Annotated in this window: 13 protein-coding genes; all 13 read left to right on the forward strand. The window is 59.5% G+C overall.

Going from position 1 to position 12,894, the window contains the following annotated elements; translation table 11 throughout:
* A partial coding sequence (locus H8K11_08000) for a DMT family transporter (protein ID MCS6263687.1) occupies window positions 1–395 on the forward strand: 395 nt, incomplete at its 5' end.
* A 249-nt stretch (window positions 396–644) separates the two neighbouring features.
* Window positions 645–1,751 (forward strand): Gfo/Idh/MocA family oxidoreductase, encoded by a 1,107-nt coding sequence (locus tag H8K11_08005; protein MCS6263688.1) that lies wholly within the window; start codon window positions 645–647, stop codon window positions 1,749–1,751.
* 191 nt (window positions 1,752–1,942) lie between these two features.
* Window positions 1,943–2,788 (forward strand): hypothetical protein, encoded by an 846-nt coding sequence (locus H8K11_08010; GenBank protein MCS6263689.1) that lies wholly within the window; start codon window positions 1,943–1,945, stop codon window positions 2,786–2,788.
* A gap of 309 nt (window positions 2,789–3,097) precedes the next feature.
* Window positions 3,098–7,120, forward strand: coding sequence for a PAS domain S-box protein (locus H8K11_08015; GenBank protein MCS6263690.1), 4,023 nt, complete (start codon window positions 3,098–3,100; stop codon window positions 7,118–7,120).
* A 14-nt stretch (window positions 7,121–7,134) separates the two neighbouring features.
* Window positions 7,135–8,529 carry a sigma-54-dependent Fis family transcriptional regulator gene (locus tag H8K11_08020; protein MCS6263691.1) on the forward strand — a complete coding sequence of 465 codons (1,395 nt, stop codon included), beginning with the start codon at window positions 7,135–7,137 and terminating at the stop codon, window positions 8,527–8,529.
* 383 nt (window positions 8,530–8,912) lie between these two features.
* The gene (locus H8K11_08025) at window positions 8,913–9,179 is read left to right on the forward strand and encodes a hypothetical protein (protein MCS6263692.1); all 267 of its coding nucleotides are present in this window, start codon (window positions 8,913–8,915) and stop codon (window positions 9,177–9,179) included.
* Between the two features lie 16 nt (window positions 9,180–9,195).
* Window positions 9,196–9,516, forward strand: coding sequence for a response regulator transcription factor (locus H8K11_08030; protein ID MCS6263693.1), 321 nt, complete (start codon window positions 9,196–9,198; stop codon window positions 9,514–9,516).
* Between the two features lie 149 nt (window positions 9,517–9,665).
* Window positions 9,666–10,058, forward strand: coding sequence for a nuclear transport factor 2 family protein (locus tag H8K11_08035; protein ID MCS6263694.1), 393 nt, complete (start codon window positions 9,666–9,668; stop codon window positions 10,056–10,058).
* 23 nt (window positions 10,059–10,081) lie between these two features.
* On the forward strand, window positions 10,082–10,489 hold the full coding sequence (locus H8K11_08040) for a hypothetical protein (GenBank protein MCS6263695.1): 408 nt from the start codon (window positions 10,082–10,084) through the stop codon (window positions 10,487–10,489).
* A gap of 408 nt (window positions 10,490–10,897) precedes the next feature.
* A complete protein-coding gene (locus tag H8K11_08045; protein MCS6263696.1) occupies window positions 10,898–11,143 on the forward strand; it encodes a hypothetical protein in 246 nt (81 codons plus the stop codon).
* A gap of 23 nt (window positions 11,144–11,166) precedes the next feature.
* Window positions 11,167–11,523, forward strand: coding sequence for a hypothetical protein (locus tag H8K11_08050; protein MCS6263697.1), 357 nt, complete (start codon window positions 11,167–11,169; stop codon window positions 11,521–11,523).
* A gap of 572 nt (window positions 11,524–12,095) precedes the next feature.
* On the forward strand, window positions 12,096–12,350 hold the full coding sequence (locus H8K11_08055; GenBank protein ID MCS6263698.1) for a hypothetical protein: 255 nt from the start codon (window positions 12,096–12,098) through the stop codon (window positions 12,348–12,350).
* A 54-nt stretch (window positions 12,351–12,404) separates the two neighbouring features.
* A complete protein-coding gene (locus H8K11_08060; protein MCS6263699.1) occupies window positions 12,405–12,887 on the forward strand; it encodes a hypothetical protein in 483 nt (160 codons plus the stop codon).
* The last annotated feature ends 7 nt before the right edge of the window (window positions 12,888–12,894 follow it).

The raw sequence follows: 12,894 nt of genomic DNA on the forward strand, positions 1-12,894 counted from the left end.
GTCGCCAGGTGATGGAGCGGCTCTCTCCGCTCACCGTCAACTGGACAACGCTGCTGCTGTCCCTCTTGTTGCAGATTCCTCTGCTGTGGACCGATCAGAAATTGCTGTTGACCGGAGCGAGTGTGGTCCCGGTCTCCGGGTGGGTGGCTTTAGGGTATCTGATCGTGTTCGCCACGGCATTGGGGCAGCAGGCCTGGTTGTACGGGGTGCAAGGGGTGGGTCCTTCGCGGGCCGGCGTGTTCGTGAATCTCATCCCGGTATCGGCTCTGCTTCTGTCTGCGCTCGTATTGGGTGAGGCGATCGGCGTCCGCGAGATCGTGGGCATTGCGCTCATCCTGGCCGGCGTCTGGTTGGTCGGTTGGCAATCGGCCCGACTCAAACACGCCGGCGGATAGCTTCTTCCCGCCGCATAAACAGGTACAGCATGCGTTTGCGGTGTCATCGGTTCATCTACGCAGTTCTCACTCCCATAAAGCAGCAGTCTCGACACGCCTCCGGTAATCCGCTAGAGTGAACCAGTGAGCCCAGATGCCTGCCATGGCTCTCATCCTGTGTGAGCATGCCGTACACGGTTGTCGCCGACCTGTCGCGAGGGGATCTGATTCCGTCGCGTCAGTCGTGACATTTTTTTGTAAGGTGGCGGAATGACCAAATTAAGAGTGGGCGTCATCGGGGCCGGAGCGTTTGCCGAAAGCTGTCATGTGCCCGGCGTGCAGTCGCATCCGGAAGCGGAGGTTGTGGTCCTCTGCGGGCGAGACTCGGCACGGACCCGCGCGGCGGCGCAGCGGTTGGGTGTGCCGGAAGTGTCGCTCGACTATGCGGATGTCTGCGCACGGACTGACATCGATGCAGTCACGATAGCAACCCCGAATGTAGTGCACGCCCGTCAGGCCCAGGCCGCGTTTGCTGCCGGGAAGCACGTGTTCTGTGAAAAACCCCTCGGGATGAACACGGAGGAAGCGGCTGACATGCTTCGGGCCGCGGAGCAGAGCCGCAAGATTCACCAGACCGCGTTCACGTATCGCTACTTGTACGGTGTGCAGGAACTGAAGCGCCGGCTTTTGAACGGGGAGATCGGCGAGCCGTATTATGTGGCGGTGCACTATGATTCCTGGGATGGCTTGAGACCTGGTTCGAAGATTGGTTTTCGCGAACACCTCGATTCCGCCGGAGCCGGGGTATTGTACGACGTCGGGTCCCACCTCTTTGACCTTGTCGGATTTGTGCTCGGGCCGATCGAGGCCGTTTCAGGAAATACCATTCTGGTTCCACGGAAACGGATCGATGCGAGAACCGGCGTGCTCGCTCATGTGGAAACCGACGACATCGCATCGGCGGCGTTTACCTGTCGAGGTGGGATTCAGGGACAGTTGTTTGCGAGTCGCGCGACCCCGAATTCCGGCGACAAAGCGTACATCGAGTTGGTCGGGCGACAGGGAGCCCTGAAGGCTTCATTGAGCCGTGGGTCGGTGGATGTCTTGACAATCTCACGCCCGTCGCAACCCGGCTGGGAAGTCGTGCCGTTGCCGGTCCAGGCCTCAGATGGCCAACCTCATTGTCTTTCCCGCATGATGCACAGTTTTGTTGATGCCTGTCTTCGCGGAAGTTTGAACGCCGAGATCGACGCGTCTTTTCATGACGGACTCGCCGTGCAGCGCGCCATGGATGCGGTGCGACAATCCTCAGCCGAACCCGCTGCAATCTCCCTGGACGCCGATTTCGATTCTACGGCCTTCGGCGGAGTGGCATAACCTGACCGATTATTCATGTGGTGCGGGCCGTCGCGCGGCCTGGCTCGGACAGGGTGCGGCCTGTCACTGCGCATGCATCAGTCGCCCGGCGGTCCTGAGAGGGGCGCAGCAAGACCACGACCACGATGGAGCTACACGGTATGATCGGAGCAGCTGATGTTGATACTACCACGCATGCGAGGTGAGGGCGGATGCTGATATCGCAGGACGGTGTGCTCGACAGAGGAAGCGTCGCGGTGGTGGTGCCTGCTTACAACAGAGCACACTTTACCCGGGATGAAGAAGTCTCGTTTCGCCATCTGGAACATTTTCTCGGCCGGTACGACAAATTTCTGGTGGTGCCGCGGAGTCTGGAGATTGAGCGGCCGGGCTATCAGATTCAACGGTTCGACGACGGCTATTTCGGGAGTGCGATTGCAAATGGGAAACTGATGCTGTCGCCTGCCTTTTACGAGTCGTTCCGGAAGTATCGCTATATCCTCATTTATCAGCTCGATGCCCTGGTGTTTTCGGATCAGTTGTTGGAATGGTGCGCCACGGATGTCGACTATATCGGCGCACCATGGGTGCAATGTGCCGACAGCCCGTGGGTGGGGACGCCACGGGTCGGAAACGGCGGGTTGTCTCTTCGAAAAGTCTCGAGTTTTCTGCGCGTGCTCTCGTCGGAACAGTATTGGATCCATCCTGAAGTGTATTGGCAGCGAGTCGTGTCCGGGACGCCCTGGTACGTGCGGGGGGTGTATCTGCCAAGGAAGTGGTTCAAATATATCAAACGGTTCAATGGGGTGAAGCGACAGGTCGCGCAATGGCATCTACGTCCCGATGGAACCAAAAATGAAGATCATTTCTGGTCCGATGAGGCGGTGCGATATGACGATCAGTTCAAGGTCGCCTCGTTCGACATGGGACTTCGGTTCGCCTTCGAGGTTGTTCCCGGGCGTTGTTTTGAACTCAACAATCGGCGACTCCCTTTCGGCTGCCATGCCTGGCCGCGGTACGATCGCACCTTCTGGGAGCCCTATCTCCTCAAATCGTAGTTCCGTCCCATTACATCGGGCTGTCAGGCAAGTCCCCTCCGTGATCCGGAGCCGCATGCAGGAGTCGACCGACTCATACCCCCCTCCTTCTCCTTGTCTCACATGATGTGGTCGCGTGCCAGTCTGCCGGGAACGTGACGGTTTCTCTTTCAACCTCTTCTGATCACTGCTCCACGGAGTAGGGCCGTACTAGGGCCGATTGCCGGGGTTTACCTCAGTGAATCATGGGCGTATCTTACCGATGGATTTGGGGGAGACCGACTTGCGAATCGCTTATTCGTGCGGAGTTCTGAGGAGACGATTCTAAGGATGCTGGCTGCGATTTGCCTGGTGACTGCGGGAGTCTTCGTGTTGGATGCGGCGATTCCGCTGGGGCATGGGATGTGGCTTTTGTACCTGTTCCCGCTCTGGCTGAGTTCGCGACTCGACCCGCCTGCGGCTCCCCTGCGATATGCCTCGGTATGCACGGTCTTACTTGCCGGAGGATTGTGGCTCGCGCCTCCCGGTGTCGATGTGACGACGGTGATGTTCAGCCGTGCTCTGGGTACCGTCGTGATTTGGGGGGCCGCCTACCTGCTGTCGCAGCGGCGTGAAGCCGAGGACGCATTGCGTGCCGCCAATAGTCGCCTGGAGCTGCGAGTGGCGGAGCAGACGAAGAATCTGGTTTCCGCCAACGACCGGCTGACGGCTCAATTGGTTGAGCAACGGCGGATCGAAGCCGAATTGCGCGAGAGTCGGGAGCGGTTCGAACTGGCCGCGGAAGGTGCGGATGTTGGGGTGTGGGAGTGGGATCTGCAGGAACACACCGCCTACTATTCCCCGCGCTGGAAAAGCCAGCTTGGATGTACCGAAGCTGAAATCGGTGCGACGGTCGCCGACTGGCAGGCGCGTCTTCACCCTGACGACCGCGCGCGGGCGCTGGCGACGGTCAGGTTGTTTCAGGAGGGATATACCAAACAGTATCGTCTGGACCACCGCCTCCGGCATCACGACGGGTCCTATCGCTGGATCTCTTCGCTGGGCGCGGGAGTGTGTGATGAGCAGGGGCGGATGGTCCGGATGACCGGCATTCATCTGGATGTCACGGCGAGAACACAGGCTGAGGAGGCGAGACGGGAAAGCGAAGACCGATACCGCACATTGGTGGAACAGGCCGGCGATATCATCTATCGGACCGATGCCGCGGGGAGGTTCATCTACTGTAACCCGACTTCGCTTCGTGTCCTGGGCTATCTCCCGGAGGAGTTGCTCGGTCGGCACTACTTAGAGATCGTTCTGCCGCAGTGCCGTTCGCAAGCCGAGCGGTTCTATGGCCGCCAGTTTGTCCGCAAAACGCCTCGCACCGTCTATGAGGTGCCGGTGGCCACCAAGGACGGCCGGGAAGTGTGGTTGGGGCAGCATACGCAGCTGTTACTGGAGGGGGACGTCGTCAGCGGCTTTCAAGTGGTGGCCCGGGACATCACCGAGCGGAAAGGTGTCGAGCAGGCGTTGCGCGAAAGCGAGGAGCGCTTTTCCAAGGCGTTTCACAGCAGTCCGGCCGGGATGGCGATCAGCCGGCTTGAGGACGGCCGGGTGCTGGACGTGAATGAGGCGTTCGTGCGGGTGTCCGGATTCTCCCGCGAAGAGCTGATCGGCATGTCCTCGCTGGATATCGGAATCTGGGTGAATCCGGAGGATCGCCGGCACTTGGCTGAGATCTTGACGCGCGACGGATTTCTGCGACATCTGGAAAAAGAGTTCCGCACGAAATCCGGCGAAGTGCGGCATGGGCTGTTCAATGTCGAGCCGGTGTGCATCGGCCGGGAGACCTGCGTGCTCACCCTCGTGCTGGATATCACGAGACGCACGGAAGCGGAGGCAGCGTTGCGTCGTAGTCAATCGGTGCTGCAGGCGCACCAACATGCCTTGATGCGGCTGACAAAAAGCCAGCATATCGGGTCGGGGGACTGGCAGTTGGCGCTGGAAGAACTGATGCAGACGTCGGCGCTGGTGCTGGGGGTGGATCGGGCGAGTGTCTGGTTGCTGGATCGAACCGGAACGATTCTGGACTGTGTGGAGCTGTATGAGCAAGGTCAGGCGCGGCATTCACGGGGACAACGATTGAATGTGGCCGAGTACCCTCGCTACTTCGCCGAATTGCTCCAGGAGCAAGTGGTCGATGCGCATGATGTCGCGGCTGATTCACGCACGGGCGAATTGGTACAGCCCTATCTCGGGGCTCTCGGGATCGCCTCGTTGCTGGACGTGCCCATTTTCTTCGGCGGTCGATTGGCCGGCGTGGTCTGTCATGAGCGGGTCGGCCTGCCGCGCGAATGGACGCGAGAAGAAGTGCAGTTCGCCACGTCCGTCGGGAACCTGGTGACCCTGGCCTACGAAGCGAAGCAACGGCTGGAGGCTGAAAATGCGCTCATGACGGCGAAGGAGGCGGCCGAGTTCGCAAACCGGGCGAAGAGCGACTTCCTGGCGACCATGAGCCACGAGATCCGGACGCCGATGAACGCAATCGTCGGCATGGCGGATCTGTTATCGGAAACCCCCTTGAACGAGGATCAGCGGGAATATGTGCAGATTTTTCGCGATGCCGGGAGCAACCTGCTCAGCCTGATCAACGATGTGCTGGATCTGTCAAAAATCGAAGCCGGCCACTTGGATCTGGATGTGGTGGACTTCGATCTCAACGACCTGGTGCAACGGGCGGCTGAACTGGTTGCCGTGCGCGCCAGCGAGAAAAACCTGGAGTTGGCCTACCAGATTCAGCCGGATGTGCCGACGTCGCTGGTGGGCGACCCGAATCGTCTGCGGCAAGTGTTGCTCAACCTGCTGGGCAATGCCATCAAGTTCACTGATGAAGGCGAAGTGGTGTTGCGCGTGGAACGGGATCCGCAGGCGGACGGCCCGGGGACCATTCTGTTTACGGTGCGGGATACCGGCATTGGAATTCCCACAGACAAGTTGGCTGCCATCTTCGAGCGATTTACCCAGGTGGATTCCTCAACGACCAGGCCATACAGCGGCACCGGGCTCGGGTTGACGATTTCCCGACGACTGGTTGAGCGGATGGGCGGCAAGATGTGGGTGGACAGCGAACTGGGCAGGGGGAGTACGTTCAGCTTCACCGCCAAGTTCGCCGTGCATGTCCAGCCGGTGCCGGCGGTCCCGCCGGCGCAGTGGGAGCAACTGGCGAGCTTGCGGACCCTCATCGTGGACGACAACGCGACCAACCGCCTGATTGTGCGGGAAACGCTGGCAGGATGGGGTATTCCAGCGGCCGAGGTCCCGGGAGGCGAGGAGGCGCTGTTCGAGCTACGTCGGGCGTCGAAAGCCGGTGTGCCGTATCGGTTGGTGATCCTGGATGTGCGCATGCCGAAACTCAGCGGGTGGCAGGTCGCGGAGACAATTGCCCGTACCCCGGGCCTGGCGGGAGTATCCATGATCATGCTGACCTCCGAGCGGCGCGCCGGTGACCAGGCGCGGGCCCGCGAGTGCGGAGTGGTGCGCTATCTCACGAAACCGTTTCGACGATCGGATTTGTTCAACGGCATGATGGCGGTGATCGGCAAGGTGGCGTTGGCTGAGAGCCATGCGCTGTCGCCTCAGCCGCCGGAGTCGACCGGGGACATGCCGGGGCTGAAGATTCTCCTGGCCGAGGATTTTGTCGACAACCGCCGTATGATGGAGTTTTATTTCAAATCGACCCCCCATCGGGTTGAGACGGCGGCCAACGGCCAACTTGCCGTCGAGATGTTCCAGCGGGGCTCGTACGATCTGGTGCTAATGGACATTCAAATGCCCGTATTGGATGGGTATGCCGCGACGAGGGCGATTCGGTCGTGGGAGCAGGCGCAAGGCCGGAGTCCGGTTCCGATTCTGGCGCTGACGGCCAATGCGTTGCAGAGTGAAGTCCAACGGAGTCTGGAGGCGGGGTGTACGGCGCATTTGACGAAACCTATCCGTAAGGCTCGCCTGCTGGAAGCCGTGCAACTGTATTTTCAAACTTCCGATCCGGTCGCGCCGTCGTCGTCGGATGCGTCGTCCGAATCCGTCGTGTTGCAGGTGAGCGGAGAGTTTGAATCCCTGATGCCGGGGTTCCTGGAGCATCGACGACAGGAACTTGTCCAGATTGCAGACGCAATCGATCGAGGAGATTTTGAGACGATTCGCGAGATCAGGCATGGGCTCAAGGGGGCCGGGGGGACCTATGGTCTCGAAGCCATCAGCGCGTACGGGCGCGCGTTGGAAACGGCGGCGGGCCAGAAGGACGGCGCGTGCGTTCGCGAGGCGCTCCACAGGCTCACCCGTTTTCTGGAGCGGCTGCAACTGGTCTATGTGTAAGGAGTATCCAAGCCATGCGTGTCTTGCTGGTGGAAGACCACATCGATATCCGGCGCCTGTTCGAACAGGTCATTGAGGCGCGGGGACATGACGTCACGGGCTGTGCCGATGGTGAGTCCGCCTGGGAGGCCTACAGTCGGCGACCCTATGAACTCGTGTTACTCGATTGGGAGTTGCGAGGGGGCGGAATGGACGGACTGCAGGTGTGTCGGACCATCCGATCGAGTCCCGGCGGCGACCGCTGTGTCATTGTCATGATCACCGGACATGATTCTCCGGAATCCTTGCGTACGGCGCTCCAGGCAGGGGTCAACGACTATCTGGTGAAGCCCGTCGGTGTGGAGTTCTTGAAGCTGCGGCTGACGATCGCGGAGCAGTGGGTGGAGAGTGTGCGACGGCGCTTCGCGGCGGAAGATCAAGCGCAGGCCTTGCAGTCGCAGTTGGCCGATCACGGCAAGTTCCATGACCTGATCGGCCGGAGTCCCGCGATGGTGGTGCTCTACGAAGAGATCCAGAAGATCGCGGCCGTCGATGCGACCGTGCTGATCGAAGGCGAAACCGGCACGGGAAAGGAATTGGTGGCCCGCGCAATTCATCTCTCCAGCCGCCGCGCACCTCATACCTTTCTCGCCGTCAATTGCGCCGGGTTCACCGACTCCATTCTGGGCAGCCAGCTCTTCGGTCATAAGAAGGGGGCCTTCACAGGCGCGATCGACAATCAGGAGGGTGTGTTCGAGGCCGCGCAGGGGGGCACCATATTTCTGGATGAGATCGGGGATATTTCTCCCGCCGTGCAGACGAGCCTCCTGCGTGTGCTGCAAGAACGTGAAGTGACCCGGTTGGGAGAATCGAAGCCGCGCAAGGTGGATGTGCGGGTGGTGGTGGCGACACACCATAACCTCGTCGAAGATGTCGAAAAAGGCACGTTCAGACGGGACCTGCTGTATCGCATCAAGGTGGCGCGACTCCAACTCGCCCCGCTTCGTGAGCGGCCCACCGACATTCCGTTACTGGTCCATGCCTTTCTCGGACAGTTCCGGTCCGTGATGGAGAAGCCTGTGTTACAAGTGAGTCCGGAAGCCTTGCAGGTCCTCATCAGCCATTCGTGGCCCGGTAATGTGCGAGAACTCAAGAGTGCGGTGGAGTCGGCCCTGATTCATTGCAAGGGGACCGTCGTACGGGTGGAGGATCTTCCGCCGGAGGTCCGGAATCCGGAGCCGGCGGCGACCTATGTGCCGCTTCAGCGCCAGGACGAACGGACTCGCATGGTCGGGGCGCTGCAGCAAACGGGCGGCAACCGCTCGGAAGCCGCACGGTTGTTAGGGATGAGCCGACGAACTTTCTATCGCCGCCTGGCTGAATACGATGTATCCGCACCGGGTGATGGGGGAGATGCACCCCTTCAGTGAATCCGCCTCGATTACGATCTAAATGCGGGGACCTGTACCTCCGCGTCAGATAGATCTTTCCTCTGAATCCACCATTTCCTACTTTCTTCGCCTGACGAGCCATTTCGCGCGTATCAGATTCAGCGTAGCCGCACCCGCGTGTGCAGGTGCTGAAACTGTGCAACGAGGCAACATGACACAGGTCTGGCACAACGCATTGCGCCATGTCCTTGACGCGCGAAATGGATGGATTTTCTATCAATCAGCGCAAGTGCCTAGTATTGCTTGATGCTTCACCCGCCGTCTTTGATGGCACGATCCTTGATATGAGAAGAGGCATGAGAGCGAGTTACCACCGGCCATAACGGGTCGAACGACGGGGAGAGGCCAAAGAGGGGACGCATATGGATGTCGCAGGATTTTTACTCTCATACGATGCGGAGCAGGAAGTGTTGGTGACGATTCAGCCCTCGTCCCTCGGACCCTTCGATCAGCCTGATGTAAAAGAACAGATTGACGGATCTTGGATCGATATGTCGCGAGTGCCGCACCGAACCTGGACGGATCGAACGAGGGCAGTCGGAGCGGTGTTGACATACCTGCAAGGGTTGTCGCCGATCTCATCGGGATTTCCGCCCGCGACTCGTGAAGGAATGAAGGGCCAGAACTAGAACCAAGGAGAGCACCATGTGGAGTGAACAGCAGAATGTTGTGCAGGTTGAACGTGAGGCGAATGCGCAGGGCTCGACACCGGGGATCGCGCAGGCGTTGGGCGGAGGCCTGGTGGCCAAACGGCGTCCTGAAGACTTGACTCCTCGCGAACAGGAAATCTTGCAGTTGGTTTGGGCCGGCCTGACGAATCGTACGATCGCGGAGCGGCTGCATATCAGCATCAAGACCGCGGAGGCTCACCGCGCCAATATGATGAAAAAATTGCGTGTGTCCAACATTGCGCAACTCTTGAAGACCGCGCTGGAAGAGGGGCTGCTCGCCACCCATGCGGGCTGATGGGGTTCGCGGCGGCCTGCGTTCTCGGGGGAAGTCCCACTCCCGGCGGCGCAGCGGCTCCCCGCGAATCCGCCCCCTCACAGTAGAAATGAGGCTCGCGCCGGCGAGGGTGTTTGCAGTAGAATGCCGCACCGTTGCAGGAGCGAGCCGTGGTCGAACAGCGTATCGAAGAAATCACCCGCGCCAATCTCGCCTTTTATGCCGCCTTTGAAAGCCTGGACATGCTCCAGATGGACAAAGTGTGGGCGCATCTCGAATACGTCACCTGCATTCATCCCGGCTGGAGCCTCCGCAGCGACTGGCCGGCGGTGCGCGATTCCTGGGTGCTGATCTTCAACAATACCTTCTCCATGAAATTCGAGCTGTCGGATGTGCAGGTTCAGGTCGCAGGGGACCTGGGGTGGGTCATCTGCACCGAACATCTCACCAGCCGTCAAGACGACCAGCCGGTCGAAACGCGTGTCCTCGCGACCAATCTCTTTGAGCGTATCGGCGACGAGTGGTTGATGATTCATCACCATGGCTCGCCGGTGATGGGCTAGCCCCATTGCTGCGGAGGCTCCGGATGTCCGGCGAAGCTCGAAGGACGGTCGGTGCCGGGTGGTTGGCGCTGGGACTCTTCTTCCTCACCGGCTGTACGACCGTCGCTCAGGTCACGACGTGGTCGGATGAATCCTGTCGGCAAAAGGTCAAAGACCAGCTTCAGTCGATCCTCATCGAGGAGCGTGAGCAAGGTGATGTCGCGAATCGCCTGGCCGTGAATACCACTGAGGTGTTGGCGACCGGTTCTTTGGGCCCCCGTCCCTTCGGCGTCTCGTCGCCATCCGGCGCCGACTATAGTTTCTTCATACAACGTAAAGGCGAGGGCTGTCTCCTGCGGTTGTTCGGCCGTCAGAAGGGGTTTACCCGGTACACCAATAACCTCACCTATATCTCCACTCGTTCCCTTGACGGTTGTGCTTGCGCTGAATGATCGTCGCCTGACGATTGCGCTTCCAGTTTCCCTGCCGTTCTCTTTGGTTCTGTAAACTCTCGTCCCATTCGCATTCCGCACACTCCCCGCGCCTGCTCAAGATCACCGGAATCTGTTGCGCTATGGCGGCCTCACCGGGCCGATCTGTCGCCAGAAGTGTCTCACGATACTGTCTCACGCTTGGATTCTGGCACACTCTTGTTTCTTGTGGCACAACCTATGGCATTGGGCATAAATCCAGAATTATTGCGCAACATATTGTTTTGAATAGAACAATGTCTTTCAGGCGTGGCTTGGCACAGCCCTTGATCTAGTGGAGATATGTCTCGTAGGGCAAAGACCTTGGGGATTTTGATGGAGTCGCGCAGTCGAGAGTCCTGAATGCGCAGAACAAAGGGAGGAGTGATCATGATGGTGAAGGGGTTCTTACTCAAAGACAGGGAGGAGCAGGAGTATCTGCTGGCCATTCAACCGGCCACCCACGGCATGTTCGAGCGGTTGATCGTCCGCCAAAAAGTCGATGGGTGTTGGGTTGAGCTCAACGGGAATGCACAGGGTTCCTGGCAGCCGCGGGCACAAGCTATTACTGCGGTGTTGGGGTACCTGCAACGTCTCTGGGACACGTCCAAGCCTGCCTTGGCGCGGGGGAACTAAAGAAACGGCAAAGGAGGAACTTGATGTTGGCTGAGAAAAAAGACAGCCGGGTAGGGAACCAAGAGGTGACGGAGGACGGGGTCTTCACGACACATCGTCCATCGTCCGACGCTCTTGCAGCGGCCGCCGTAAAGCGAAGGCCGGAGGATCTCACGCCGCGTGAGTTGGAAATTCTCCGCCTGATCTGGGATGGCCATACCAATCGAAGTATCGCAGAGCAGCTGAATATCAGCATGAAGACGGCCGATACTCATCGCTCGAATATGATGAAGAAGTTGCGCGCGTGTAATACTGCCCAATTACTTAAAGCGGCGCTGGAGGGAAATCTGCTAGAGACGGGCTCGGGCCTGAGGCGTCCCGGTCGGGGAGGCCAACGCTGAGGACCGACAGGCAGGAGACCGGTTTGAATTGCCTGACCTTCCGTCCGGTGCAGGACAGGAAGGTGCAGGTGAAGCGGAGAGACTTACAAGCCGGGAATGGGGTGGGGCAGGTCTTTGGTGCCGAGGGTCTGGAGCCACTCACCCGCGATCACATCGCGTTCGTCCATCGTCATGCCGGCATATTTACGAAACATCTGTGGGCCTCGTCGCCGCCTCCACGTGAGGAAGCCGAGAAAGTGATCCTTGCAGATGGCATGGGTGCCTGCTGGCGCATACACTCTCGCCTGACATCCGTCGATTAAACAGCTCTGTCCGCTCATCGGTATCCCCCCTGATTGTCGCAAAGTATGCCGGAGATCGACCTGGAAATGCAATGTGGTGGCTCGGCGAGCGCAGCCTGCCAGACAGGCCGACGCACCGCGCTGGAGTGATGCTCAACCACATCGGCACCAACCCATCAGCGTTTCCTTGCCCGCTTCTTCATGGGGAGTTTCCGCTTGCAATCAGATCCAGCAGCCAGGTACCGTACCCTGTTCTCACGCGGCGTCCGGCAAGGAGTGCCCGAGCATAGCATGGTGATGCAGGTCATATCGGTGGTCGGAGCTCTGATGGTGCTCGTGGCCTATGGCCTCATTCAGGCCGGCACCTGGCGTGAATTGGACGCGGGGTATCTGGCGCTGAACATCCTCGGCTCGTTGCTGCTGGGAATTGTCGCCATTGAAGATCGACGGGTGGGTTTTGTTCTGCTGGAATTCGCGTGGGCCGGCATTGCGCTGGTCGGCGTCGCCCGGGCGATTCGCGCCAGGCGGGCTGCCCGTAGCCTCTAAATCGCCCATAGATAATAAACATCGGACCGTCTTGTAACGAAGGAGTAGGGAACTATGGCAGGGTTGTTGTCAGCAGCCGAAATTTTTGAAAAGGCAAAGGACGCGGCGGTCGGGGCGACCACGGCCGATGAAAAGGCGCTCCAAATCGATTACGAAGCTTTGCAACTCAAGTTCCAGGCAGCCTTGGGCGATCGCAAAGTGGCCCGGTGTCATATCAATAAGTTCCTGCCCGAAGGGTACGAAGATCAGGGACGGTTCAATCTGGTGCTGCTCACGGCCGGCAACGTGATTTTCGACATCGTCATCGGGGATTCCTATTTCCGCTATGATGTCGTGTCCGTCGGTCAGCTGGATAAGGTGCAGGTCATCGATGCCATGTGGGATAACCGCGAAAAGCGCCGGGAAGAACCCTTCTTGAGCCTCCGGCTGATGCACGCCGAAGAGACGCATCTGCTGTTGGCGTTGGATGATGAGGAGCGGAAGAGTCTGCTCGGATTTGCGTCAGCCGTGTCGGCCGTGCGCAATCCTGAAAAGTAACACACCT

Origin of the sequence: Nitrospira sp. (assembly GCA_024998565.1) — a bacterium.
Lineage (GTDB): Bacteria > Nitrospirota > Nitrospiria > Nitrospirales > Nitrospiraceae > Nitrospira_A.

What these genes read in the sequence shown, in the direction of transcription:
- H8K11_08005 (MCS6263688.1), top strand. Translation starts at nt 645, where the DNA reads ATGACCAAATTAAGAGTGGGCGTCATCGGGGCCGGAGCGTTTGCCGAA.
- H8K11_08010 (MCS6263689.1), top strand. Translation starts at nt 1,943, where the DNA reads ATGCTGATATCGCAGGACGGTGTGCTCGACAGAGGAAGCGTCGCGGTG.
- H8K11_08015 (MCS6263690.1), top strand. Translation starts at nt 3,098, where the DNA reads ATGCTGGCTGCGATTTGCCTGGTGACTGCGGGAGTCTTCGTGTTGGAT.
- H8K11_08020 (MCS6263691.1), top strand. Translation starts at nt 7,135, where the DNA reads ATGCGTGTCTTGCTGGTGGAAGACCACATCGATATCCGGCGCCTGTTC.
- H8K11_08025 (MCS6263692.1), top strand. Translation starts at nt 8,913, where the DNA reads ATGGATGTCGCAGGATTTTTACTCTCATACGATGCGGAGCAGGAAGTG.
- H8K11_08030 (MCS6263693.1), top strand. Translation starts at nt 9,196, where the DNA reads ATGTGGAGTGAACAGCAGAATGTTGTGCAGGTTGAACGTGAGGCGAAT.
- H8K11_08040 (MCS6263695.1), top strand. Translation starts at nt 10,082, where the DNA reads ATGTCCGGCGAAGCTCGAAGGACGGTCGGTGCCGGGTGGTTGGCGCTG.
- H8K11_08045 (MCS6263696.1), top strand. Translation starts at nt 10,898, where the DNA reads ATGATGGTGAAGGGGTTCTTACTCAAAGACAGGGAGGAGCAGGAGTAT.
- H8K11_08050 (MCS6263697.1), top strand. Translation starts at nt 11,167, where the DNA reads ATGTTGGCTGAGAAAAAAGACAGCCGGGTAGGGAACCAAGAGGTGACG.
- H8K11_08055 (MCS6263698.1), top strand. Translation starts at nt 12,096, where the DNA reads ATGGTGATGCAGGTCATATCGGTGGTCGGAGCTCTGATGGTGCTCGTG.
- H8K11_08060 (MCS6263699.1), top strand. Translation starts at nt 12,405, where the DNA reads ATGGCAGGGTTGTTGTCAGCAGCCGAAATTTTTGAAAAGGCAAAGGAC.